The organism is uncultured Pelagimonas sp. (assembly GCF_947498515.1).
GTDB lineage: Bacteria > Pseudomonadota > Alphaproteobacteria > Rhodobacterales > Rhodobacteraceae > Pelagimonas.
Genome location: NZ_CANMKO010000003.1, coordinates 114419 through 136486 on the forward strand (window position 1 = coordinate 114419; position 22068 = coordinate 136486).

The 22068-nt window shown below is 56.0% G+C and carries 43 protein-coding genes and 1 tRNA gene; 14 read left to right on the forward strand and 30 right to left on the reverse strand.

Features of this window, described 5'->3' with window-relative positions; translation table 11 throughout:
- Positions 1-41: 41 nt before the first annotated feature.
- The 4 genes from ssb to Q1A43_RS06915 all read right to left on the reverse strand — a co-directional run bounded on the left by ssb (position 42) and on the right by Q1A43_RS06915 (position 2550).
- Positions 42-716: a single-stranded DNA-binding protein gene (ssb, locus tag Q1A43_RS06900; protein ID WP_299933700.1), complete on the reverse strand. Its 675-nt coding sequence runs from the start codon at positions 714-716 to the stop codon at positions 42-44.
- On the reverse strand, positions 713-1360 hold the full coding sequence (locus tag Q1A43_RS06905) for a lambda exonuclease family protein (protein WP_299933702.1): 648 nt from the start codon (positions 1358-1360) through the stop codon (positions 713-715). The genes ssb and Q1A43_RS06905 overlap by 4 nt, the downstream gene beginning before the upstream one ends.
- On the reverse strand, positions 1357-2163 hold the full coding sequence (locus Q1A43_RS06910) for an ERF family protein (protein WP_299933704.1): 807 nt from the start codon (positions 2161-2163) through the stop codon (positions 1357-1359). The genes Q1A43_RS06905 and Q1A43_RS06910 overlap by 4 nt, the downstream gene beginning before the upstream one ends.
- A gap of 72 nt (positions 2164-2235) precedes the next feature.
- Positions 2236-2550 (reverse strand): hypothetical protein, encoded by a 315-nt coding sequence (locus Q1A43_RS06915; protein WP_299933706.1) that lies wholly within the window; start codon positions 2548-2550, stop codon positions 2236-2238.
- Positions 2551-2735: 185 nt separating this feature from the next.
- On the opposite strand from Q1A43_RS06915, the gene Q1A43_RS06920 reads away from it, so the two are divergent.
- From Q1A43_RS06920 to Q1A43_RS06930, 3 genes are read left to right on the forward strand one after another with little or no spacing between them, the layout of a single operon-like run.
- The gene (locus Q1A43_RS06920; RefSeq protein ID WP_299933708.1) at positions 2736-3461 is read left to right on the forward strand and encodes a hypothetical protein; all 726 of its coding nucleotides are present in this window, start codon (positions 2736-2738) and stop codon (positions 3459-3461) included.
- Positions 3458-3853, forward strand: coding sequence for a hypothetical protein (locus Q1A43_RS06925; protein WP_299933710.1), 396 nt, complete (start codon positions 3458-3460; stop codon positions 3851-3853). The genes Q1A43_RS06920 and Q1A43_RS06925 overlap by 4 nt, the downstream gene beginning before the upstream one ends.
- Positions 3854-4321, forward strand: coding sequence for a hypothetical protein (locus Q1A43_RS06930; protein WP_299933712.1), 468 nt, complete (start codon positions 3854-3856; stop codon positions 4319-4321).
- 307 nt (positions 4322-4628) lie between these two features.
- Here Q1A43_RS06930 and Q1A43_RS06935 read toward each other — a convergent pair whose 3' ends face one another.
- The 23 genes from Q1A43_RS06935 to Q1A43_RS07045 form a co-directional block, all read right to left on the reverse strand.
- Positions 4629-4817: a hypothetical protein gene (locus Q1A43_RS06935; protein ID WP_299933714.1), complete on the reverse strand. Its 189-nt coding sequence runs from the start codon at positions 4815-4817 to the stop codon at positions 4629-4631.
- Complete coding sequence (locus Q1A43_RS06940; RefSeq protein WP_299933716.1) at positions 4814-5047, reverse strand: hypothetical protein; 234 nt, start codon at positions 5045-5047, stop codon at positions 4814-4816. The genes Q1A43_RS06935 and Q1A43_RS06940 overlap by 4 nt, the downstream gene beginning before the upstream one ends.
- Entirely contained in the window at positions 5044-5613 is a 570-nt protein-coding gene (locus tag Q1A43_RS06945; RefSeq protein ID WP_299933718.1) for a hypothetical protein, read from the reverse strand. The genes Q1A43_RS06940 and Q1A43_RS06945 overlap by 4 nt, the downstream gene beginning before the upstream one ends.
- Entirely contained in the window at positions 5606-5896 is a 291-nt protein-coding gene (locus tag Q1A43_RS06950) for a hypothetical protein (RefSeq protein ID WP_299933720.1), read from the reverse strand. The genes Q1A43_RS06945 and Q1A43_RS06950 overlap by 8 nt, the downstream gene beginning before the upstream one ends.
- Positions 5893-6210, reverse strand: coding sequence for a hypothetical protein (locus tag Q1A43_RS06955; RefSeq protein WP_299933722.1), 318 nt, complete (start codon positions 6208-6210; stop codon positions 5893-5895). The genes Q1A43_RS06950 and Q1A43_RS06955 overlap by 4 nt, the downstream gene beginning before the upstream one ends.
- Positions 6207-6407, reverse strand: a complete 201-nt coding sequence (locus tag Q1A43_RS06960) for a hypothetical protein (RefSeq protein ID WP_299933723.1) — start codon at positions 6405-6407, stop codon at positions 6207-6209. The genes Q1A43_RS06955 and Q1A43_RS06960 overlap by 4 nt, the downstream gene beginning before the upstream one ends.
- Positions 6404-6709, reverse strand: coding sequence for a helix-turn-helix transcriptional regulator (locus Q1A43_RS06965; RefSeq protein ID WP_299933725.1), 306 nt, complete (start codon positions 6707-6709; stop codon positions 6404-6406). Before Q1A43_RS06965 ends, Q1A43_RS06960 begins: the two co-directional genes overlap by 4 nt.
- The gene (locus tag Q1A43_RS06970; protein WP_299933727.1) at positions 6706-7794 is read right to left on the reverse strand and encodes a hypothetical protein; all 1089 of its coding nucleotides are present in this window, start codon (positions 7792-7794) and stop codon (positions 6706-6708) included. Before Q1A43_RS06970 ends, Q1A43_RS06965 begins: the two co-directional genes overlap by 4 nt.
- Positions 7795-7806: 12 nt before the next feature.
- Entirely contained in the window at positions 7807-7971 is a 165-nt protein-coding gene (locus Q1A43_RS06975) for a hypothetical protein (protein ID WP_299933730.1), read from the reverse strand.
- Positions 7968-8273 (reverse strand): hypothetical protein, encoded by a 306-nt coding sequence (locus Q1A43_RS06980; RefSeq protein WP_299933732.1) that lies wholly within the window; start codon positions 8271-8273, stop codon positions 7968-7970. Before Q1A43_RS06980 ends, Q1A43_RS06975 begins: the two co-directional genes overlap by 4 nt.
- An 81-nt stretch (positions 8274-8354) precedes the next feature.
- Entirely contained in the window at positions 8355-8537 is a 183-nt protein-coding gene (locus tag Q1A43_RS06985; protein WP_299933734.1) for a hypothetical protein, read from the reverse strand.
- Positions 8538-9296: a hypothetical protein gene (locus tag Q1A43_RS06990; protein ID WP_299933736.1), complete on the reverse strand. Its 759-nt coding sequence runs from the start codon at positions 9294-9296 to the stop codon at positions 8538-8540.
- On the reverse strand, positions 9293-10762 hold the full coding sequence (locus Q1A43_RS06995) for a DNA cytosine methyltransferase (RefSeq protein ID WP_299933738.1): 1470 nt from the start codon (positions 10760-10762) through the stop codon (positions 9293-9295). Before Q1A43_RS06995 ends, Q1A43_RS06990 begins: the two co-directional genes overlap by 4 nt.
- A 5-nt stretch (positions 10763-10767) precedes the next feature.
- Positions 10768-11085: a hypothetical protein gene (locus tag Q1A43_RS07000; protein WP_299933740.1), complete on the reverse strand. Its 318-nt coding sequence runs from the start codon at positions 11083-11085 to the stop codon at positions 10768-10770.
- A 4-nt stretch (positions 11086-11089) separates the two neighbouring features.
- Complete coding sequence (locus Q1A43_RS07005; RefSeq protein WP_299933741.1) at positions 11090-11293, reverse strand: hypothetical protein; 204 nt, start codon at positions 11291-11293, stop codon at positions 11090-11092.
- A complete protein-coding gene (locus tag Q1A43_RS07010; protein WP_299933743.1) occupies positions 11290-12003 on the reverse strand; it encodes a hypothetical protein in 714 nt (237 codons plus the stop codon). The genes Q1A43_RS07005 and Q1A43_RS07010 overlap by 4 nt, the downstream gene beginning before the upstream one ends.
- Before the next feature lie 3 nt (positions 12004-12006).
- Positions 12007-12240 carry a helix-turn-helix transcriptional regulator gene (locus Q1A43_RS07015; protein WP_299933745.1) on the reverse strand — a complete coding sequence of 78 codons (234 nt, stop codon included), beginning with the start codon at positions 12238-12240 and terminating at the stop codon, positions 12007-12009.
- Positions 12237-12701 carry a hypothetical protein gene (locus Q1A43_RS07020; RefSeq protein ID WP_299933747.1) on the reverse strand — a complete coding sequence of 155 codons (465 nt, stop codon included), beginning with the start codon at positions 12699-12701 and terminating at the stop codon, positions 12237-12239. The genes Q1A43_RS07015 and Q1A43_RS07020 overlap by 4 nt, the downstream gene beginning before the upstream one ends.
- Before the next feature lie 55 nt (positions 12702-12756).
- The gene (locus tag Q1A43_RS07025) at positions 12757-13149 is read right to left on the reverse strand and encodes a hypothetical protein (protein WP_299933748.1); all 393 of its coding nucleotides are present in this window, start codon (positions 13147-13149) and stop codon (positions 12757-12759) included.
- A gap of 187 nt (positions 13150-13336) precedes the next feature.
- Positions 13337-13504, reverse strand: coding sequence for a hypothetical protein (locus Q1A43_RS07030; protein WP_299933750.1), 168 nt, complete (start codon positions 13502-13504; stop codon positions 13337-13339).
- 14 nt (positions 13505-13518) lie between these two features.
- Positions 13519-13644: a hypothetical protein gene (locus Q1A43_RS07035; protein ID WP_299933752.1), complete on the reverse strand. Its 126-nt coding sequence runs from the start codon at positions 13642-13644 to the stop codon at positions 13519-13521.
- Between the two features lie 2 nt (positions 13645-13646).
- Positions 13647-13835: a hypothetical protein gene (locus tag Q1A43_RS07040; RefSeq protein WP_299933754.1), complete on the reverse strand. Its 189-nt coding sequence runs from the start codon at positions 13833-13835 to the stop codon at positions 13647-13649.
- 2 nt (positions 13836-13837) lie between these two features.
- The gene (locus Q1A43_RS07045; RefSeq protein WP_299933756.1) at positions 13838-14083 is read right to left on the reverse strand and encodes a hypothetical protein; all 246 of its coding nucleotides are present in this window, start codon (positions 14081-14083) and stop codon (positions 13838-13840) included.
- A gap of 447 nt (positions 14084-14530) precedes the next feature.
- Here Q1A43_RS07045 and Q1A43_RS07050 point away from each other — a divergent pair, with 447 nt between their 5' ends.
- The 11 genes from Q1A43_RS07050 (at position 14531) to Q1A43_RS07100 (ending at position 19801) form a co-directional block, all read left to right on the forward strand.
- The gene (locus Q1A43_RS07050) at positions 14531-15022 is read left to right on the forward strand and encodes a hypothetical protein (RefSeq protein ID WP_299933758.1); all 492 of its coding nucleotides are present in this window, start codon (positions 14531-14533) and stop codon (positions 15020-15022) included.
- A gap of 1229 nt (positions 15023-16251) precedes the next feature.
- Entirely contained in the window at positions 16252-16848 is a 597-nt protein-coding gene (locus Q1A43_RS07055) for a hypothetical protein (RefSeq protein ID WP_299933760.1), read from the forward strand.
- Positions 16845-17141, forward strand: a complete 297-nt coding sequence (locus tag Q1A43_RS07060) for a hypothetical protein (protein ID WP_299933762.1) — start codon at positions 16845-16847, stop codon at positions 17139-17141. The genes Q1A43_RS07055 and Q1A43_RS07060 overlap by 4 nt, the downstream gene beginning before the upstream one ends.
- Positions 17138-17428, forward strand: a complete 291-nt coding sequence (locus Q1A43_RS07065) for a hypothetical protein (RefSeq protein WP_299933764.1) — start codon at positions 17138-17140, stop codon at positions 17426-17428. The genes Q1A43_RS07060 and Q1A43_RS07065 overlap by 4 nt, the downstream gene beginning before the upstream one ends.
- Entirely contained in the window at positions 17425-17589 is a 165-nt protein-coding gene (locus tag Q1A43_RS07070; RefSeq protein WP_299933766.1) for a hypothetical protein, read from the forward strand. Before Q1A43_RS07065 ends, Q1A43_RS07070 begins: the two co-directional genes overlap by 4 nt.
- Complete coding sequence (locus tag Q1A43_RS07075) at positions 17586-17900, forward strand: hypothetical protein (RefSeq protein ID WP_299933768.1); 315 nt, start codon at positions 17586-17588, stop codon at positions 17898-17900. Before Q1A43_RS07070 ends, Q1A43_RS07075 begins: the two co-directional genes overlap by 4 nt.
- Positions 17890-18252, forward strand: a complete 363-nt coding sequence (locus tag Q1A43_RS07080; protein ID WP_299933769.1) for a hypothetical protein — start codon at positions 17890-17892, stop codon at positions 18250-18252. Before Q1A43_RS07075 ends, Q1A43_RS07080 begins: the two co-directional genes overlap by 11 nt.
- A gap of 29 nt (positions 18253-18281) precedes the next feature.
- A complete protein-coding gene (locus Q1A43_RS07085; protein WP_299933770.1) occupies positions 18282-18434 on the forward strand; it encodes a hypothetical protein in 153 nt (50 codons plus the stop codon).
- A 10-nt stretch (positions 18435-18444) separates the two neighbouring features.
- A complete protein-coding gene (locus Q1A43_RS07090; protein WP_299933771.1) occupies positions 18445-18879 on the forward strand; it encodes a hypothetical protein in 435 nt (144 codons plus the stop codon).
- Positions 18879-19382, forward strand: a complete 504-nt coding sequence (locus Q1A43_RS07095) for a DUF2829 domain-containing protein (protein ID WP_299933772.1) — start codon at positions 18879-18881, stop codon at positions 19380-19382. The genes Q1A43_RS07090 and Q1A43_RS07095 overlap by 1 nt, the downstream gene beginning before the upstream one ends.
- Positions 19379-19801 carry a hypothetical protein gene (locus Q1A43_RS07100; RefSeq protein ID WP_299933773.1) on the forward strand — a complete coding sequence of 141 codons (423 nt, stop codon included), beginning with the start codon at positions 19379-19381 and terminating at the stop codon, positions 19799-19801. The genes Q1A43_RS07095 and Q1A43_RS07100 overlap by 4 nt, the downstream gene beginning before the upstream one ends.
- A gap of 131 nt (positions 19802-19932) precedes the next feature.
- On the opposite strand, the gene Q1A43_RS07105 is transcribed toward Q1A43_RS07100, so the two are convergent.
- From Q1A43_RS07105 to Q1A43_RS07115, 3 genes are all read right to left on the reverse strand, one after another.
- The gene (locus Q1A43_RS07105; protein WP_299933775.1) at positions 19933-20355 is read right to left on the reverse strand and encodes a hypothetical protein; all 423 of its coding nucleotides are present in this window, start codon (positions 20353-20355) and stop codon (positions 19933-19935) included.
- Between the two features lie 117 nt (positions 20356-20472).
- On the reverse strand, positions 20473-21750 hold the full coding sequence (locus tag Q1A43_RS07110) for a DUF6538 domain-containing protein (RefSeq protein WP_366944248.1): 1278 nt from the start codon (positions 21748-21750) through the stop codon (positions 20473-20475).
- Between the two features lie 159 nt (positions 21751-21909).
- Positions 21910-21983, reverse strand: a tRNA-Gly gene (locus Q1A43_RS07115).
- Positions 21984-22068: the final 85 nt, after the last annotated feature.

A 22068-nucleotide genomic window follows, 5' to 3' on the forward strand; every position in this document is an offset into this window, starting at 1 on the left:
GCTGCCCCGGTTTTGCGCCGGGACAGTGAAAGGCAGAGCGCTTAGATCAGCTTCACGGGCGCGAACGGAATTTCGTCGTCAATATCGCGCGAACCGCCTTGGCCACCCGAACCATAGCTGCCGCCACCGCCGTTGCCGCCATAACCGCCGCCGCCGCCACGACCACCGTCAGAAGAACCGCCGCCGCCGCCACCGTAGCCGCGATCACCAGAGCCGCCGCCAGAGTTGCCGTTGCCACCGCCTTGACCGCCGCCAGAATTTCCGTAGCCGCCTCCGCCGTTATCTCCATAGCCAGAGCGGCCGTTTCCTCCGCCATTGCCGCCGTATCCGCCACCTTGTTCGCCGCCACGGCCCTGATTGTTTTCAGTTTTGACATGCTGGTATGGCCCCATGATCGTGCTGCCGCCCGCGAAGACGACAAGCTCTGTTGAATACTTGTCATTGCCGTTCTGATCCTGCCATTTGCGGGTCTCGGTCTTGCCTTGAAGGATGATGGTATGACCCTTGCGAAAGCGGTCGCAGATGTACTTGAGGGCCGCTTCTGAGCCGTTGATCACGACACTGTGCCACTCGGTTTTCTCTTTGCGCTCGCCTGACTGGCGGTCTTTCCAAGTCTCTTTGGTGGCGACGCGCAGATTGACCACGCCGCCACCATTGTTGAATGTCCGATGCTCGGGGTCGCGCCCCAAGATGCCTACGACGAATTGCAGGTTCATGCGTCCTCTCCCATCACCCGACGCACTTTGGCTTCAAGCTCATTGATTTCGGTCTGGAACTGGACGACCTGCGCCTCAATTTCAGCGATCATCGCCGGATCACGCGGGATGCGCCGGATGAATGCGCGCAAGTCAGGGTCTTTGATGCGAGGGTCGAAAACCTCATAGTCGCACCATGCGCGGCCAGTGCAGGCCATTTGCCACTGCATCTGCACAAGGTAATCTTCCTTGATTGAGCCGTCCGCGTCGAACATTTCGATGTATTCGATCATGGTCGAAGTCTCGGGGCACTTAATCTCGACCAAGCCATCCAGACCGGCAAAGCCGTCCGGTGATGCCCCCGCCTTGTCGATGTAGGGGTGATCGACAAACGGCGCATCTTCGACCGCGTTTCCTGTCCGCATTTCGTAGATCGCGCGGGCTTGCGGCTCCACGTCATTGCCCCACTTCATGTACTTGTTCTGGAAGAAATCTTTTGGCTCGCCAGTCAGGCGTTCCCCCAGAAGGTCGCGCATGTACTTGTCATAGTCGGCGGTCTTTTTGCCCGCCTTTGTCCGCTTGGTGATCTTGATCACAGCCGAAGCCGTGACCTTCCCGACGCGCGCCGCATACCATTCGTCACTGTGTTGCTGTTCGTTCTTCATGCTTCACCGCCTTTCTGGGCAACTTTCTTCTCAAGAAACGCAATGGCTTCGTCTGCCTGTTGCGGTGACAATTGAGGGATGGTTTCGACCTGATACGACCCAAGGAAGGCTTGCAGGCGTGTGCCTGTGTCGATCAGCATTTCAGTAATGTAATTGACCATATTGTCGGGCATTACCTGCGCCTCTTGGCCATAGTTCCCGTCGTCGTCCGATCCGGTTGACAGGTTGAACGCCATGCGAACCAAGGCGCGCTGCAAGTAGGTCAAGGTGGACATGACCGCCTGAGCGCCGTTCTTGTTCGAGTTACCCTTGGCCCCTGTGCCGTCGAGCGGCATTTTAAGCTGCGACACTTCTTTGTGACCGTGGCCAGACACATAGATGGACAACCCCTGCCATCCTTCGCCTGCATCCCAAGGCTGGAAGCTGACGTTCAGCCCGTGCTTTGAGATTGCAGGGACAAGCTGCGCCAAAATCTGGTCGATGTCGGCATACTTGGATTTGGTGTGGGCGTTGTCCTGATTTTTCAAGATCACACCGACCTCTGCGCGCGCCGCTGATTTCGCCGCGTCAAACGCTGTTTCGGCCTCTTTGGCCTGAACCTCTTTGTGCAGGGTCATGAAGCGCTCAAAGCGATCCATATCAACGGGCACCGATGGATCAGACAGGCGGGCGATCTGCGACCAGATCATATCGGATTGCTTTACCGGTGCGGGCAGGCCTGCGTCTGCGGCATGGGCTGCGGGTAGACCACCTTGCGACATGATTTCAGGCGCATTTGTGGTGACGGTTTCGGTCATAGACATTTTTTGATTTCTCCATGTTTGCCATAATCTTCACATTAGGCACGTCGTAAGTAAATTCAAAATAGAGTTAAGTCAACCCGTTCTGGCGATAAGGTTCACTTTGAATTGAGCGGCCTCTCGGACGCTTGGGTGCCGCCGCATTTCTGGTGGTATCTCAATCCAGAAGCGCTCCAAGCCCTTGCGAGTAACGATCTTATCGACGTTTTCGCATATTTCTTGAACAGCCGATGCTGGCGGCAGTTTGCCCTTCAAGCGCTCCTTCTCCGCGTTAATGGCCTGAGACTTTTTGTAACTATTTCCTAAGTTTTTCAGCCAAAAGTCGCGTAAATCCTCAACCGTTCTGCACTTGTGCATCAGGCGAATGATCGTTTTTTCTGCATGTGTCATGAAGCTCACCCCTTCAATAAAATGGGCGGCTCCGGGGGTGAACCGGAAGCCGCCTCTGAGAATGTGCTTCAACTCCGAGAAAGCGTCATTCCTTCTGTTGACAATCTTTATAAAACCAAAATAGGTTTAACAAGCCCAAAAAACAGGGCGCGGGTGAAAAACGAAATTTTAACTCCGAAAGACAAATGTCAAATACATCACATCCAGTAGATCACGTCCCAGCCTATGCGCGGGAAAAGAAGGCTCGGCCCTTCAAAACCGAAATTGATCTGATTGCCCGTCTGGCCGGAAAGGCAATTGATGCGGCCTCGATCAACTCAGGGAAGCGCTCAAGCGCGATTGGCCGTGTCGCCGCCAGCTTGACCCGCGCATACCTGACCCGCATGGCAGATGGCTTTGACGAGGCGTTCATATCCACCGGTCGCTTGGCAAGGTCGCTGCGCATTGGTCGGGCGACGGTTTGCCGCCAGATTTCCGCCCTCTGTCAGATTGGCGTTCACATCTACTCTGACAGCGCCCTTGGTGGCCGCGTGTCCAGTGTAAACGGATGGGTCGGGAAAGCCTGTGGCCGTGCGGTCGATCTGGACGCAGTTCGGGATCTTATTGAGCGCTACTTGCCGCACTCCGATCTGATGAAATTTATCAAGGCGTTTGAGGTGGTTAAGGGCGCATTTTTGGCCGACGATAAGTGTCTCACGAGTGAGCTTGGTGAGACACCAACTGTGTCAACAACGAAAACCAAACAAAAACCTTCACCAAGAGTTCGGATTTGGATGCCTACCAGACCAGTGAAAACGACTTCTGTTTCTCAAGTATCCACCATCCGTCAGAAAATCAGCCAAACGCCAAAGGTTTTCTCACGCTGGGTGGCAAATCCACACGTCAAATCAGGGAATGAGGTCGCGGCATGATCCACAACCTTCCAAACGAGCGTTGGAGCGCGGACGAAAAGCGCCACTTCGCCTTTTTGCACTCGCTCGGGCGCTGCGCGTTGACCAGACGCACCGATGGAATTGAGCTTGCCCACATCCGTATGTTCACTGGCATGGCTCTTAAACCGAATTGGCGTCACGTCCTGCCGTTGCATCACACCGTACACGCCGCGCAGGAGAGGGCAGGGGCCGATTGGTGGGGTGACGTGGGCTTTGAGCTTGATACGCCACAAGACCCGCGCCATTGGGCCGTTCTGCTGGCCTCATTCACCGTGAACCGTGATCGAGAAGGGGCAGAGGACGTGCTGATGCGGATGTTCCGACGCTCAAACAAATCAATGCTTCGTGAAATTATGATGGGGGCCAGGTGAATGACTGACCAAACTGAAAGCGATATTCCACACCTTCAATCTGAGGCGCTATTTTATGGCACTCGGTATTCGACATCCGGCGGAACAAAGCTGACCATGCAAATGCCGGATCGTGAGCTTGCAGACGCGCTCGACGCGCTGGGGGCGGGCAAGCGGTTCATGATGGTGCTGGTGCCGATCAACGACGAAGAGGAACCCGACGAGGACGCGATGCAGGCGCTCGAAGAGGGTAAGGCCCGGATCAAGCGCGCGGTCCTTCTGTGCGACGATAAGGCGTTCTGGGATTGGGCAGAGGAAATTCGCGGCGGTCGGCTTGTTCAGTCGAAAGATGAAGCCAAGGCCGCGCTGTGTGAGCTGCTGGCGATCAAGTCACGGGCAGAGATTAAGGGCGCAAAAGTCGGCGCCAATTTTCTGAGGCTCGAAGAGGATTTCAAGGTTTGGTGCGGTCGGCTTAAACGGCCAGAATAGAGAAAGGGGGCCGCTTGGCCCCCTAATCAATTTCTATCTCCGCGCAATCTTGGCAAAGGACGCGCACATTCCCGTTGCCAAGATCAACTCCATGCCACCCTGCGGCGTCTGTATGACCGGCGCAGTGGCATCTATCGCAAGTCGTCACAAACTCCGCACAATCGAAACAATCATCCGGGTTTCCTGAGCAACGCATGGTGAAAATTGCCTCGCATTGCGGTCCTTCTTCCTGCATCCCCCAAATCTCCCTCTCTAACATGGATCAAAACCCGATCTGACAGTTTTGATCCTTTTGATCCCCTTGACTTCATCCGCTGTTCACGCTGTGAAATTCGTCAAAAATTTTGGCGGCTTCATCAAGTTCTCGGCCCGCTTTGGTCAAGCATTCCTCTGCGGTTTCCCCCTCATAAAAGAACGGATAGCCGTCCTGCTTTGCGCGCCAGCCTTTCCCGTCTGGCGCGCGCTGAATTGTGAATACTGATCTGAGGCGGCTCATGCGTTGCGCCTTTCCCGGTAGATGCGGACCGACTTCTCAACGTCTTCCGGCTCCGGCTGAACATCGAACATGGCAAACTGCCAGATGTCGGAGGCCAGACGAACAATGTCCCAATCTTCCATTTCGGGCTGATTGGAAAACACGGTTTCCATAGCCGCCACCACTTCGTCGTAGCATTCCGGCGGCTCAATCCGTGCGCCTGCTATCAGTTCAAGCTGTTCTTTACTCACGGGTGGGTCTCCTGCGTTTTTCCGCAAGTCGCGCAATCGCCCATCGCCATAAGGCTTGGGGTGTAATGGACGCAGTGACCCTTTTCTGCGGCGTCCATCTTCGCCAGAACCTTATCGCCAAGGGTGACGTGCCGCGATCCGTGAACCACTTCCCTGACGATCCGGCGGGCAACGTTCATCGTGTGGGTGGTAGCGGCCAAAGCGGCCTCGTTTCTTTCCGCTTCTGGTCGGCAATCCCGCACTTCATCCACCGATAGGTTGATAAACCGCCCATCGTGAAACTCAGTGTGCGGCCTGATCCATACTTGCCCGTCAAAGAGGGACATATAGACCGTGCATGGCCGTCCTACCCACTCAAGGTCGTCATTCTGCGCCAGTACCATCCACGTACCGCCGTGGGTCATGTAGGCGGTCACGGTTGTTAGGTCGGCTTCCATGAGCGCGCCTTCATGAACCGGCGCGGCATTCTTTGGCACCCAATCGGTCATGATCGTGGCGTCGTCTGTGATGATCGTGTAAAGCCCGCCAGACTTGACGTGTTGCCAGATTTCGCTTTGATTATTCATCGGGTTTTCCTTCCAGTTCTGATATGCGCGCCCGGTGAATGTCCAAGCTATCCTCAAGCTCCTTGATCCGGGCCAATGCGTCGGCCAGCTCGCGCGGTTCTTTGTGGATTGCGCCGGGTGGGTCGCAGTTCTCCCATCCGGCGTAACCGTTCATCTTCTGCCATCGTCCGAGCTTTTTCCCGGTGTATCCCTTCCGGTATGGCGTCCATCGAACCGGATAGAATGAAAAGGCGTATCCCTCGGTGACTTCGGGCTTTGAAAACCAATTGTTGGGGTCGCTCATGCCGCCCACTCCGGCAAAATTGGTAAGCTGACCTTGCCGATGCGCTTGACCATCACGCCGCACAATTCGCGTTCTTCCGGTATGCGCTTCTCGGCTTCGTCCTTCGCCAAAAGCCACTTGTTCCCATGCCGAAAGCCCACGGGTTTGATGATGCCGGCCTTTCTCAGATTGGCAATGACTGCGGCCATTCTCGACTTCACGTCCGTTCTGCCAAGCGCCTCAAGCACCTCTTGCGTTGACTTCGGTGTCACCGGGGAAAGCTGGCTCGCAAACTCTTCCGGGGTGACGAGCGGCGCGCGTTTTGTCTCGGTCATAGCGGCAATCCTCCGTTGCTGAACAGTGAATAGGCCGCTGCAATCATGGGGATTGGCGGAACAACGAGACCCACAACAAAGTAGGTCACGCTTGTATTGAACAGGATCACAAGGCCATGCAGTTCAAGGTAAAGGAACGTGCCGAAAATCATCATCCCGGCGGCGGTCTTGAGCCACCATTTCGATTGTTCGCTCATGTTATAATCGCCTTCAAGTTTGCCACGTCTTCGGCTGCCAAGATCGTGTCGCCGTCTTGATCCGGTTCCATTTCGCAAATCTCGCGCACGGCGCGGGTCAATGCCTGATCCGATGTGATTAGGATCATGCCGGGGGAAACATCCAGCGCCCGTGAAAGCGCTGGAAGGTGAGGTGCAACCTCATGCCAAGGGGCTTGCTCAAGCTGGCTAATCCGGCCCCGTGACATATCCATTCGGGCCGCGACTTGATCTTGATTGATCCGCTTGGCTTTTCGAATGCCTCTGAGAAAATTGACGATCACTGAAACAACTCCACGGTAACGTGTGGCACTTCACCGTTCATGATTGCGTCAACGATCTTGGCGCGGGGTTTCCCGTCAATCGCCTTGAAGATTTCACCGCTGACAAATGCCTTGCGTTCGGCCAGCATCTTTTCGCGCTGCGCCTTCTGCTCGGCCTCTTCGCGCTCCTGCCGCTCGGCTTCCAGCTTGGCCTTTTCCTGCGCGGCCTTCATGGCTTCCGCGCGTTCGGCTTCGGCCTTTTGTTGTGCCGCGATGCGCTCACGTTCCCGATCTGCTGCGACCTTGGCCTCTTCCTCTGCCTTGACCTTTGCCGTGCGTTCGGCCTCTGCCTTTTGTTCCGCTGCGATGCGCTCACGCTCTGCCTGCGCGGCTTTCCGTTCGGCCTCTTCGCGTTCGCGCTGCGCCGCTTCCAGTTCGGCCTTGGCCTTGGCCAGTTCTGCCGCCTGTGCCTCGGTCGCCTTCGCGGTTTCCAGAGCTTGACCAAGCTGCTCAAGGGTCGATGCCTTCTTGGCGGTCGCCACGTCCTGTTGAGGGCCAAAATCTTCACCAATCTGGATGGCTTCAATCTCTGCAATCTTGGCGGTCAGGCTGTCTACATCGCGGTAGATCATGGCTGTTACCGGGTCCAAGGCAATGAGCGCATCTGAAACGCGGTCGGCGCGCTTGGCGTCTTCGGCCTCCCAATCGGTCAAGGGCTTGCGCACGGTGTCGCGGGTGGTGTCCAGCGTGTCGCGGACGGTCTTGCGGCATTTGTCCACTTTCGCGGTCTGCTTGCGCCATTCTTCGGTCAGGGCCTTGCCGCGCTTGTCCAAGCGTGTTTTGACCTTGGGAATGCTGGCTGCAATGCTGCGCAGTTCTTCACGATCTACGCGCTTGCCCATGTCCAAACCTTCGGCCTCTTTCTCTTTGGCCTCTTTCAGTTCTTTGAGCAAATCGGCCATGTCTTCGCCGCTGTCCATCGCCATATCCAGACGTTCATCAAGTGGCGGCTGGTTGTCTCCGATTGCTGGCGGTGGCGGGTGGCCTTCCTGCATTGCGACAACGTTGGACGGGGTTTGGCTCTTGCTGACTTCTAGGGTTTCCATGTGGGGTCTCCGTTAGCGGTGTGCGTTGTTGATGGTTGCGGGGCGGTCGATCCGGGCTTTCATTTCCGCCACTTTTTCGTAAACGCCCTCTGACGTGATGCCGATTGGCTGGTCACTGCCAGTCAGGCCGCGCTCAAGGCGAATTTCCAAAACCGCCATGTCTTCTTTGAGGCTCATATGACCGCCACCACCGGGCTTTGGCGGTGCCGGATGAATACCGGCAATGTCTCGACCACGGTCGGAACCTCTTGATACAGGTCTAAAATCTTATCGCAGGTGTCTTCGTCCAAAACCTCAGTGATGCAGGTTTCGCATGTGTTGGAATAATCCAGATCGTTGCCGGTGCCGTGCGGCTCAAATTCTGCGCGCACAAGGTCCAGCGTGATCATTTCCGCCGCTTGCTCTGCGGTTTCGGCCTCAACCGTGACAGAGCCATAGGCGCGGACGTATTGGGCGATGTTCACTTGAAACTTGGGCATATGGTCAGTCCTTTTTCTCGAAGTATTCGTAGGCGGTGATTGCGGCCCATGCGGCCAGCCAAATCAGGGAAAGGGTCGGGGTCATTCTGGCTCGACCTCTCGCAAATCAACGTCCAGTTTCCCGGCGCAATTCGCTCGGGCTGATATGACCCGGTTCGCGTGGCTTACCGCCTCGCGCATGTTCGGCGCGTCAAAGCGGATGCGCGCGGTTCCCTGTGATCCGTCGGGCGTGGCGTAGGTGGCTAAAGCTGAATAGGTCGGCATTCAAAGCTCCAATGCTTGTTGTTTTGGGGTGCTGCCCATGACCCATGTCCCGCCCTCAAGGGTGAAGCGGGGCCATTTGGTTTTGCAGTGGCTTGGTTTGTGGTCGGCGGGGTTGAACCCGTTGTCGGCCATGTATTTCAGGGCGTCGTGTATCTGGCCCCACTTGGCCGATTTGATGCGCTCTTGTTCTTCCGGCCCCCATTGGCTCCAAAGGTCGGGGCCATCGAATTGCAGCATGAAAGTCAGGTTGTTCATTCCCTGCGTGACCGCGCTTGACCACCACGGCTTGAGCTTGCCGCCACATCCGTTCCCATCCTTTGTCGGGGCGTCGATGTAGCGCTCAATCGCGGCCTCAATAGCCTCGCGTTCAAATGGCACGTTCGCGCCTGACCATGAGCGGAACCCTGTTTCGGTCCAGCCAAGTCCACCTTCCGGCGCTTGGGTGTAGGTCTGGAACCCGCCAGAAAACCCGCGCAAAACCGTGGCCTTGCAGCCGCGCACCTCAACGTCAATCGGGCCGGGTTCGTCGTCGTAAACCGTCACCTCGTAATCATCGCGGCCATAGGCTTTGATCTTGATCGTGGTGCGGGTTGGTTCGGTCCAAGCGGTTTTTTTTGCCACCGCCTCGATCGGGTCTTTCGCCTCTTCGATGTAATCAAAGATGGATTTTTGACCGATGCTTTCCAGATAGGCTATGCGCTTGGGCGTGGTGGTGTCGCCCTTGCGTAGCACAGGCAGGTCTGAGAATAGGCCGCTCATTGCATCACCACCAAATCGGGGCAATTGGCCTCTGCCAGTGCCTTTGCAATCGCCGGGGAAACCGAATTTCCGCACATGCGCGTCTGTTCAGTCTTGGTCAGCTTGCGGCCATCGTGACCACGGTCGATCTGATAGCTATCTGGGAAGCCTTGAGCGCGGAATTGTTCGCGCGGCGTTAAGAGCCTCATGCAAATGTCGGTGATTGCGTAGGTTTCGCCATCAATATCAACTGTCACCAGCCCAAAGCGCGCCTTGGCGGTCAGGGTGTGCAGTGGGTCGCTCATTGGTGCCGCGACGGATGTTCCATAATACTTGACCATGAACGCCGCGACCAATGCCGCGTGGTTGCCTTGCGCCGTGACGGTTGCGGCCGGATCGTGCAGAGACCGCGCACCACGGCCACCAGAGCCGCGCATGTTCATCATGTGAGCCGCAACAATCTGTTGCTGCGTTCCGCGTGTCGTGATGGTGGACAGTGGCGCGGATAGATCACGGCCAACAACGCCGCCATTGTGCTGCGCCATAAACCCGCTGATTGCTTCCAGCTTGGTTGCGACGATCTGGTTTTGATCCTTCGGGCTGGCGCATAGCGTGTGCATGGGCGCTGATGCGCTCCGGCTCCGTCCACCTTGTTGCGCGTGGCTCACGAAATAGGGCTCTTTGGCGTCCAGCACATAGCGCTTGATGCCCTTGGCAATGCGCGCCATCGTGTTGTCGGCCAGTGGTCGCTGGGCGTGAACGCCCATTGTCTCTTTGATGTGTGCCGTTGTGTCGAAAATTGACGGCATGGGGATAGACCAGTCGATGCAGCTACCGGCTGAAACCCAAGGTTTGAGTTTGCCAGTCTGGACGGCCTCTGACTTCGGGTCGCCGTGCGTCGGCTTTGGCCACACACAGGGCTTGCCATCACGCCGCGCGACCATGAACAAGCGCTTGCGGATCGTCGGTGCGCCATAGTCACACGCGGACAAGACACGAAACTCTTGGACATACCCGGCTTTGCGGAATGCCGCGCACCATGCGTCAAAGTCTTCCCACGTCCGAAACTCTTCGACGTTTTCGAGCAAGATCACATCGGGGGCAAGATCCCGGCCAAGGCGTTCAATCCAATGGACGCAAACCCAAGCCAAATCGCGGATATTTTTCGACACGGGCTTTGAGCCACGGGCGCGGGAAAAGTGGGTGCAATCGGGCGATGCCCACAACAGGCCGACCTTCTGGCCACGCTTGACCAAATCGCGCGGGTCAACCGCATAGACTGACGTGATTAGATGCTCGGTGCCGGGGTGGTTTGCCTCGTGCATGGAAAGCGCGGTTTCGCAGTGGTTGATTGCGAAGTCAGGTTCACGGCCAAGCGCTTGCGCAATACCAGTGGACGCGCCACCGCCACCAGCAAAGCTGTCAACGATCAACGGGGCGTGAATGGGCTGGGCGTCTTCGAATTGGTCAATGTCAAACAGGCTCATGGGCGTCACCAATCGTAAACTGGCAGGCCATCAATCTGGTCTGCGTCACGGTCAAAAAGGATGAATGCGGCGTCAGGGCAGCCCATGGCAGCATGGTCTATGCAGGCACGGATGCTGCCTAATCCGACGACGCTGCTACCAAAGCTGATGTTTCTGCTTATTAGGATTGACGGACCCATATCCCAAATGAGGTATGTTGGCTCAATAACGCCGCAAGACCGTTCTATAAGGCTATCCGACGCCCGATCCTCAAGCCATATTGCAGCGTCGCGCGTCAAATGAGCGGTGGACATAACGGCTATTTTTTGGGTTTCAATTGTCATGGGCTTACATCCAGTCTGTGCGATTGTTGGTCATTTGCGCGACGGTCGCGCAGGACAAATTTTTGAGGTTTTTTAGGGCCAGGTAGGCGCTATCGGCTTCGGCGCGGCTTTCGAACACGTCGAAATGGTCGGTTGCGGCTGGCGTATGGCCTTCGGGCTGCACCAGCTGATAGGCGACAAGGTGCCAGTCAGGCTTGGGCGCATTCATCCCCACACCTCTGCGAAGTCGCCTGACCAGTTCCACACGGTCACATCAATGAAGAGGTCAACGCCATTGCCCGCGCCTGCGTGACCGCGCTTGAACGTCCAAAAGCGGGCGGGTTCTTTGCCCTTGCGGGTCAGTTCGGCCATTTTGATTGAGCCACCGCAACCGCCCGAATACGATCCGCAACCGTCATGGTGGCCGATGTAATAGCTGCCGCGCATGTTCTTGGTGGTCTGCATATCGTCGCCGTTATAGGACGGGGTGCAGAAGCGGCGGCGGGTGCCGTTCTTGTCTTCGATAATGTCGCCAATGACGGGCTTTGCGATAGTGTCGCGGCGCTCTTGTGCCTGCTTCATCATCCGGGCGGTTTGTTCGTCCAAATGTGAATTGTCGGCTGGTGTCTTGATGGCTCCAACGTCAGTCAAATAGCGCTTGGCCATGATCCAACAGCCCTCTTGGGCGGGGTGCGAATATGGGCCGGTGTATTCGTGTTCAGGATAGAAGGAATGGGACAGTTTATAGCGCCAAGCGTCTGTATCTGGCTGGGCGTTTTCCTCTTTCCAGTAGTCTACCCAAGCGCCGGGGGCGGTAACGTGATCCTCTTCCGCTGATAGACGAACAGTGTCACGCCCATTGATTGTGAGAAGTTCGGCTTTGAGGTCGGTGTATTTCTTGGACAGTTCGGTAACTGCGTCGATGGTTTCGAGCTTCATGGCTTACGATCCCTTCACAGTATAGGAAAACAGGTCTGACGGTTGGCATTGAAGCGTGACCGCAATGGCCGCTTGCATCCGCATGTTCATGCCGCGCTTGTCGTTACAGGCACGGTTTACAACCGAGGGATGGACGCCAATGCGCCGCGCTAATTCGCTTTGTGACAGGTTGCGTTCGGCCAGAACGTCGGACAGTTTCGACGTGATGATGATGCGCTCAATAAGTGCGGTCTTCATGCCGCCACCTCTGCGCGCTTGGCTTTGCTGGCTGCGGTTTCGCGCAACGTGATGCACATGCCCTCACCAAAACCACGGCCTGTAAATTCGCGGCCCGCGATGGTGAAATAGTATTGGTGCATGTGGGTGCCGATGTGGCTGTGAACGCGCCACTTTGAGGACACGGTGCCGGGGCGTTGAGAGAGGGGCAGGCCAGTCCAGACTGATGCACGGCCAGTGCTATCCACATAGCAGGTGAATACTTCGGGCGTATCGTTCAACAGTTCGAATTGCTCCACACGCCCGCGCATATCGTTGTCACATGCTGCATAGGCTGGGTGCTTGGCTTCCTCTGCGGTCAGGTGATTGCGCACACGTTTGTCGCCGCCTTCGCTCATAACCTGTTCCGCGTAATTCTGCGCCATGATGCACAGTGCGCGCTCTTTGGCGTAGGTCGCTTGGTCGATTGTCTGAATAGCCATTTCGCTTGTCTCCATGTGGGTTTGATGGTGCGCCGGTCTTCACTCCGGCGCGGTTTTAGGCCGCTGCTTTTGGGGTCGCTGCGGTATCAATCAGGTGCATGATTTTGGTGAAGTCTGGGGCCATCGTGGTCAGTGCCATGACCGTGATTGCGTCCATGTTGTCGCGGATGATCTGGGCGTAGACTTCGCCGGTTTTGTTGTTCTGGCGCTTGAGGTCGCACACATGAATGAGGCCATTGTACGAGGACATAGGGAACGTGTTTTCCCATGCGCCACCTTTTACGACGCGGCAAATTGAGAGCTTGAGGCCACGGCGGCGCGCGTCTTTCATGTAATAAAGATGCACTTTCAGGAATGCTTGACCGCCGTTGCGGCTTTCCAGCGCGTCAATCAGTTCGGCGGGGATTTGAGCGGGTGCAAGCGGTTCGTAGTGGGTCAGATAGTCCATTGTGTTCTCCATGTGGGTTGTCGGGGTGTTCCCGTCGCTTGCCCCTCCTTTGACAGCGTGAGGGGCAAGAAAGAGGCTCACCATTCTACGTTGACAGGTTGGGCGACCTTGCGGACACGGCGCTCCGCGCGGCGACGTTTCGCGGCTGTGTGGGTGTCGTAGAACGATGGAAAATCTTGTTTGTGTTTCATGGCTTGGCCCTTTCTTCGTGGATTGCTGCGGCGATGTTTGCGCAGGCGTGTCTTCCTGCTGCGGTTTCCTTTTCGATGATTGCGCCGAGTTGGGATTGGGTTGCCTGTTGGCAGTAGGCGCGGAAGTCTGAAAAGTCTGAGTTGGTGTAGCTGCTATCGCTCATGGCTTGTTCGCCCCTCAGATTGTGAACAGGGCGATTGTTGCGCCGAGTAGGATGATGAATAGCGCGGCCCCTGACAGGCAGTTCATGGCGGTTTGAGTTGGGGTGACTTCGCGCAAGTGGTCGGTGATGATTTTGATCATGATCAGTTCCAGTAGATTGCGCGGCGTTCAGAGATAGCGGTGAAGCTGTGGCCGGTGCCGTTGCCTTGCGTGGTTGCGTTCCAAGTGCAGGCAATTCCGTCTTCGCTGGGGCATGGGCGCGCGATGTACGCGCCGTAGATGCTCAAGCTCAGGATTGCGGTGATGCTGGCCAATGAGATTGCGTTGAGCATGATCAATACTCCGCATTCCAGCGGCCCACGGTGCGGACGGTTCCGACCATGTGGCCGTTCAGGTCGAATAGCGCGCGCGGGTCTTTGTTGGTGCCAAGTGCAGCGACGAGGCTTGCCCGGTCTGGGTTCTCATTCGTGTAGCGTGACAGGTTGGACAGAATGCGGCCCAACTCTGCACCGGGCGCATCAAAAAATGCGGCGTTGTCGAGTTCAATTTCGATACGGATTTTCATCGTAGTCTCTTCCATGTGGGGTTTCCGGTCTTCACTCCGGGTCAGCGGTGCTGATGAAGCTAGGTTACATCCAAAACGGAATTAAGATCAAGCAAAAAGCGACACTTATTTCTAACGCTCCAAAATGCCGTTTTACTCAATGGATACAGGCATTTAACGGTGTATCGCCTTGGTTATCGTTAAACTTTTTTTGCGATTAATACTATCGAAACAGATTTAAAGGGGGTTGAACAGGGGTTATCAATCGTGCTTTTTAACCCCAAATCAGGTGTAGAAAGATCGCAAATGAGCGTTAGTAGATCGGGAAATATCTTTGACTTTTTGCGGTGGGCTTACATCAATGAGGCTGCATCCGCGTCAAAGTTATCCGACGCCACGTTTAGCGGCATGGGATCGAGCGCGAGTAGTTTGGTGCGCGTCCTGACACTTGGGACAATCGTAGACACACCGGGCGTTGGAGCCATGTCTGCAAGCCGTGACACGCATTCCGATGCTGAATTGCTGGCCGACATTGTGCGCAGTTCGTTGAGCCGTGAACAGGCACCGCCAGTGCGGCAGTTTGCACGGGGCGAATGGTGTCCAAGCTGGAATGGAATTGAAAACCCTGACGTTCTGGTTGGCCAGCTTTCCGCTAATCGACACTTAGGGGAAGCATACAGTTGGCCGCGCATCCACCAGTACAAGGGGCAGGGTAAAACCGGGTCAGAAGGCACCGTAAGTCACATAGCGTCCATATCGGTGCAGAACCCGTATCACACGCAGCTTGCGGCCCTTAAAACCGAGATTGCTTTCCAGCTTGGCATCATGAAATTGCTGGTGATCCTGAGCGCGAGAATTGACCAGATTACAGGGTACACGCTGGACCTGACGCCACCTAAATTCCGCAACCGCATCAGTGATCTTTTTGACGACAAAGACAGGCTAACGGCGCTTGTGGCGAGTGTGCGCAAGTGAGTTTTGTCCATAGAAATAAGGGTTTTGCTTTCACTGATCTGGCTTGGCCGGAATTTCACCAGTTTGCACACCTACCAGTACACACAGACAACCACACACAGAGCCACACAGGCCGCGTCTTTTGCTTTGGCGCGCGTCATGCACAGAGCGCCACCAGACATGCACACGCCTCTGTTGTGGCCTTCTCTTGCTGCGACGCTACCCATGCAGCTACACGCCAGCAACTCGACCATGTTCACACCACCGCCATTGCTCACAATCCAAAACACCTAGCATTTTTTGGGGATTTGCGGGAGGGTGGCCTTCCTTCCTTCCGTCCTCTTACTTCTCTGAAATCATTGGCTTTTCTTGTGATCACAAATCCTTTTTGGGGTGGTGGTCTGTCTCGTTTAGCTGTGTGTGTGGTTGCGCGTTTGAATGGGCTGAGCGCGACGAGAGAGCGCAAAAGCACGGGTGATCTGGCGGGTTTTGAGTGCAAAAGAGCTGGTTTGCCGGTTGTTAGCAAAACAGTTGATTTGATGCACGGGGCGGGTTTTTGGGGTGAGTTTGGCCCAAAAGAGCAGGCACAAGATGTAGTAGGCGATTGGGTAAATACCGGGGCTGAGACCGGGTTTTCACCTACTCATATACTATATGTAGTGGTTTGCTTGCGTTGCGATACCGCAAAAGAACGGGCGTTCTGCAAAAGCGGGTTTAATCGGGAAGGTGTTCTTGCAATCCCACGGGGCATAGGAGAACAAAATTCTTCCGCTCCCACGGGGCCAGCAGGGAAACAATTCTTTCACTCAGGTATATGCACATGCCAACAGGCACAGAATACGCCCAGCAATGGGACGCAGTGCGACAGTGGTCCAAGCAGCACAGCGACGGGCAAGAACCTTCCTTTCATCCTCTGGTTGGCCCTCACATCACGCAGGCACAGCGCAGCGCACGGGCAGCAGGCAGGCCAGTGCTACCCACACGCACACACATGCACAAGTAAATCCAAATCCAAAGGCACCCACCCACATACCCCACCCACCATAGGGGGGCGCACAGGGGGGCAGGCCATAGGGCAGGGCAGGCAGGGCAAAGGGGGGGAGGGGGGTCATTCCTGTGCCTACCCACCCCCCCCACCTGTCCCGATTTTTTTTCGGAACCTTATTTTTATACCCCCCGCTCTCCCCGACAGACCAATTTTTGAAAAACAAAGTCCTCTCTGCAGAGGCATGAAGAAGAAGGAAGAAAGTATGACCCAGAAGATTTGGCCGTATGGTTTGCCAGACTTGGACGCGGTGTCGCCGGTTGGGGGCAAGGCGCTCAGTTTTTCGTTTGACCGTGACGGTGAACAGGCGACGGCGATTATGCGGCACGTTGGTAGCCGGACGGAGATACAGGATATTTCCGGTGATGGTTATTGGTATGGCTGCCCGTGTGACGGGTGCGTTGATGCTGATGCGAAGTCTGACGGAGTGTCGGATCAGGAAGAGGGGCCCCAGCCGCCAGACGCTCTTATTGAGGCGCTTGTTGACACTGGCTTTGATCTTTCTGGTGCGCGCGAGGTTGCTCGTGGGATGCGGATTTCTGCGATGCTTGGGCGAACGTTTATGGGTCATAAGCTGGGCCAAGGCGGCGAGCCTGAGCAGCCGATCCAGACGTATTGGGTTCCAGAGATTTCGGAGATTGACTTGGGCGGTGTGATCACCCTGCCGGTTCGTATTGTGGAGCGTGACGGCAAGGGCGGTGACACTGGTCGTTGGTCTGAGGCCGAGGTTTCGGGCACCACGGCGGATCAGCTTTTGGAAGCCGCAGCGAGTGCAGCGGAAGCTATGGCAGCGATGTCATGAGTGATTTCGGGACGGTTGATCAGAGCGAATACGACATGAGCGAGCCGATCATGGGAATGCGGTCGTTTCAGCTTTGGAACGCCGTCCTGAACTCTGCCCTTGCGGACGCTGTTTATCAGGTTTGCCGGGGCAACACGATGGATCGTGACGTGAATTACGTTGTCGAGCCAAGCCGTGATTTGAACGAAGTTTGCGACCTGGCGGGATTGGATATGTGGGCGTTCATTGAGGGCGCGAAGAAGCACATTTTCAAGGAAACCGGGGTTTCGATTTACAGGGGTCGGCCCTCATGAGCCAGAAAGCTGAAAAAATTTCGACGGGCGATCTGATAGCCGCCCTGCATGGTCGCGGTTTCATCGTGATGAAGAAGCCCGAGGTTTATTCGGTCGCGTCGCGGGTTCGTATCAATCGCCCCGGCGGTGAAGTGGGGCTGACCAAAGAGCAGCGCTTGCAAGAGACCGCGGACCTTTTGGCCTTGGATATTGGCCATCAAACGCTTGAGGCCATCGGCATCTTGCAGAACGGCGAATTTATGAAGGCGTCAGGCCACGTGATTTTCTCGACCGGGGGGAAGCAATGACGCAAGCCGAGGTTGACCGGGCCCACAAGATCGCAGCGCGCCGAGTGCTGGAAGACCCCTCATTCCTGCCCGTGTTCGAACGGATGGAAGCCCTGAAAGCCAAATTCGCAGCCCAAGACAACGCAATCGCGCGCGCCCGCGCAGCATTGGAGAACGCATGACAGACGCCCAAAAAATTTCTTTGCTCCGCGAACAGGCCGCGAAGCTGGGGTTCGAGCTGGTCGAGAAGGACCGGATCAAGACGCTGCAAGGATCGGTGAGCATCGACGGCGACTTTCTCAAAGTCTGCCGAGCGCCTGAGCAATACGTCAAAGAGCGCCACCAAACCGCCAAAATGGGGATCGGTCGCATTCTCGCCAGTGAAGAAGGGGTGATGGGAGAAAGCATCATTCCGGGCGCGCACGGGACGGATACCGCCGTTTTCACCCTCGCAATCATTTTGCCAAAGAAGGACGAAGACATTGGAAGCTGAAACCAAAGAAGATCGCGCCATGAAAGCGCATATGGACAAACAAGCCGCAGCAATCGTCGCAGTCGCCGGGGGCAATCCGGCCTCGATCGCTCTGGAATTGGCGCAGGTCAACGCTCTGGCGTCAGTGACCGCATTCGCACTCTTGGAACGGATCGAAGAGTTTGCGAACGGAATTTTCGAATTAGACGACGATCAGGACATCCCAACAGACGTGGGCCTCGATCTGGTCAGCGAAATCAACACGGTTCTCTCAAGTTACTCAAAGTCCATGCAGAAATCGCCGCTGATTAACGCCGCAGAAGACGCCACCTCAGACAAAATAATCCAGCCCAAAAAGCTGTTTCGCCCATGAGACAGAACGGGAAATCAGTTTTGGCCGCTATGGCCGCATTCATCGGAATGGGCGGGCAGATCCGCGAAAGCGTTCATCACGAGCCGCACCGCCCGAAGCCATCACCATCTGGCAAGGCCAAACGGCCCAAAGCCAAAGCACAACGCCAAGCGCGTAAGACCGCCCGCAAGAACCGCAAGTAGGAGAGAAACCTTGAAAGACCAACTACGCGACCAAATCAACGCAGCGCTCATGGAAGCCGCTCTGAAACCGGCCACCTTCGAAATGGTCACAGAGGCCATCAAGCAGGGCGAGCGGGACGCGCAGCGCGCCGACACCAACCGCGATCTGCTCAAAGAGAGCAACGAGCAACTGAAAGAGGCCCGCAGCGACCTTTCAGCAGCCAATCACCGGAACGCAGAGCTGACCAAGCGCGTTGAAGAACTCGAAAGCGCCGTGACTTCAAAGCTGGTTGCCGAGGCCAAAGCCGACACGCTCAAAGAGTGCTTCGGTCTGGTGTTCCGCAATACCGCCGTGCGTCAGCGCGTGACAGGCAACGAGAACGTGCCGGTCGGCGGAACCCACGACATGATGGGCTACGCACAGTCCATGCCCGTTGACCGAACCACCGAAACGGAGGATGTGTGATGAAACAGTACATCGGGACCAAAACCCTAATGGCCAAGCCCATGACGCGGGGCGAATACAACGACTATCGCGGCTGGGACATACCAGACGGCGAAGACCAGAACGACGCGGGCTACCTCGTGGAATACCCCTACGATGAAGAGACAGTGCCGAACCACGAAGCGCACCTCGGACACATTTCATGGTTGCCCACCGGCGTCTTTGAAGGGTTATACCGTAAGCGCTCGGGCATGTCGTTCAGCAGAGCCCTTGAGGCGATCAAGCGCGGCAATAAGCTGGCCCGCGAAGGCTGGAACGGAAAGGGCATGTTCGTGTTTCTGGTTCCGGGTAGCACCTTCACGCATCTGCGCCCCCCGCTGTCCACCATGTTCCCAGAAGGCACCGAAATCACCTACCGGCCACACATCGACCTGTGCGCCGCAGATGGTTCCCTTGGCGTCTGGCAACCCAGCATGGGCGATGTCATGGCCGAAGATTGGCATATCGTGGAGGATGTACTGTGATCTACGCACAACCATTACCGCAGGCGCTCGGATCATCGGGCATCACCATTTCGTTCAAGAAGTCCGCGACCGGCGAAAGCTATTACCGGGTCGGGATTACGGAGCGCGCCATCAAGCAATTCTTCGGCGGCGAAATCAACGAGCTGCAAGAGGGCGTCGTGTTCGGTCTGAACCCGGCCGGCGACATGCGCAAGGTCGCGGATATTCGCATTGACGACCTGAAAGAGCCGAACACCTTGACGGTCAAGTCGGGGATGAAAGGCTCTCTCTACTTTAAGGCCGCTTGCTGGCGTCAGCCTGAGCCGCCGGAAAGTCAGAAAGCAACTGAGTTGAAGGTGATTAAGCAGAACGACGGCCTTGTGCGCGTTGAGCTTCCACCGTGGGCGCGTCTGCAAATGGTCGCGCCGAACAAAGCCTAAGCAGGTAGGTCAGCGGGCGGTGCCAGGCCTTGTTCAGCCAAACACCCGCAGGCGGTGACGCGGGCTTCCTTCCCTCCGTCTAGGCCGTCAGCCCGTCCCATATCGGGGCGGGCATTTTCAAAGGAAAAACGTCAGCCTTCTCTTTTGCGATCAATGCGCTCAATTTCGGCCACAAGATAGGCAGCTGCTTCGATCAGGTTTTCCCGAGGAGTTCCGGGCGCAAAATCAGGAAAGCCGGGCGGCCACCGCACACCTGGAGCATAGGCCTTATTAGCCTTTGTTGCGTAGCAGTTTGAGGCTTCAATCAATTCACCATCCTCAAGCCCGTCTTCCCATTCTTCCCAATCTTTTGGGGATTTTTGGTGCCTTCTGGCAAGCTCGATTTCTCTGATCGCCTCCCATTGCTCCACGATAATTTTAAAGTACCCATCCTGATCATGGAAGGTATTGGTCGCGGCTCCGAGAACGTCATATATTTCTTCGACTGTTATGCCTTTACTTTTCGCCCTTTGAATTATCGAATTTATATCGTCAGCTAAATCTGATCTCTTCACACTTTGCCTCCTAATGGCTCGCAGTTTGAGTGTGGATTGGTTTCTAGCCGATTGTCGAGAGGCTTCCCGTATAGGCAAAAATTAACTTGGGTAATGGCCGTAAGCTCTATGCCCCCGTCAATGGCTGATACCAGCCAGAATGCGCGCGGTGTGTTCGAGGTTGGCACCGCCGCCATAGCGCTCACCTTCGAGCTTATGCCCCATGAGGTCGCGCGCGATCCGCTCCGGCACCTCTGCCCCCGTCAGGCGATCTTGGAAGCTGTGACGCAGGCTGTAGACCGTCAGGAATTTCCCCGGTCTGTGTGGATCGGCCGGGACCAGTTCATTGTTTTTCAGAAACTTGTTGATGTTCGCCGTGGCCGTAGTGGGCCTGTCTGCGTATCGGGCAAACCCGCTCGGGAATTGCCGCATCGCCTCAAGCGCCACGCCGCATAGCGGAATGTCTCTCTCGCTGTCCTGCGTCTTTAGATCCCGGCCATCTGGCCTAATCTGGATGTGAGGTATGTTGCTATCAAGGCGGATGTTTTGCGGCTGAATGCCGATCACCTCAGAGGGGCGGCACCCCGTATTGATCAGCGTGTGAACGATTGCGCGGCATTCAGGGTTGAGGCGGTCAAGCGCGCCGGGTTTCAGCATGAGCAAAATGTATTCTTCTGGAATGGGGCTTCGCACGTTCTTCTTGTCCTCTTTGATGTTGAGTGATCCGAAAGGGTTTGGTGCCGTGATTTGCGCCCGCTTGGCGTAGACGTTCCACATGGCAGAAAGGCAAGTCGTGATCCGGTTTGCGCTGTTGGCCGCCAGCTCGCCGGATTTGACCCGCTCTAACAGCGAGGCGCGCAGCGCAAGGCCATCGGCGCGGCTGATAGCCTCGATCGGAACGTCACCCGCCAGATCAATGAAAATATTCTGCGCCCGGATGAATGGGTTTTTCCAGACGCGCAGCTGATGTTCTGATTTCTTGAGAACCTTGTCCTCATTGGCCTCTCGGTAAAGGTCGAACATCATTGACGTGATGTCGCGCGGCTTCTCTACGACGCCCAGAGCAGCCTTGGCAGATGTTACGGGCTGGCCCTCTGTTGCGATCAGACGCGCCACCAGATCGCCGTCAGATAGATCGGAAAGCGGTTTATAGGTGAAGCCCAGCGTTCGGCAGTGTTCAACGATCCGTTCGTATTGCTGCAGGCTGTTTTGCTCTTGGCCGAGGTCTTGGGCCATCCAGAGGGAGAGCATTCTTTTCCGCGCCTCGATCGCCCTTTGCGTGGCCGCTTGCCTGTCACGGGTTTTCAGGCTGAACCTGACGAAAGGGAGTTTTTCGAATTTCTTGTATTCGTTCGGGACGCGCATATTGAAATACCACGTCGCCCCTCGCTTGATCAGATTGTCGCTATCAGTCACCGAAATTCACCCGTTTCGATATTCACCCGGCGCGACTATTGCACGGCAACTCGGTGGGTGAAACCGAAAAGTGTATGCCAAAGTGTATGCCAAAATGTATGCCAAAAAAACCTGCAAACCCCTTATTTTATTGATTTTATTGGATTTTTTTGGGGGATTTGGAGCGGGTAACGAGAATCGAACTCGTAACTAAAGCTTGGGAAGCTGCCGTGATACCTTTTCACCATACCCGCTCGCTCAGACATGTGTGCTAGGCGATTTGGGAAATGTGGTCAATCCCTTGCGCGCCGAAAAATGCAAGCGGATTGGTCGGGGATC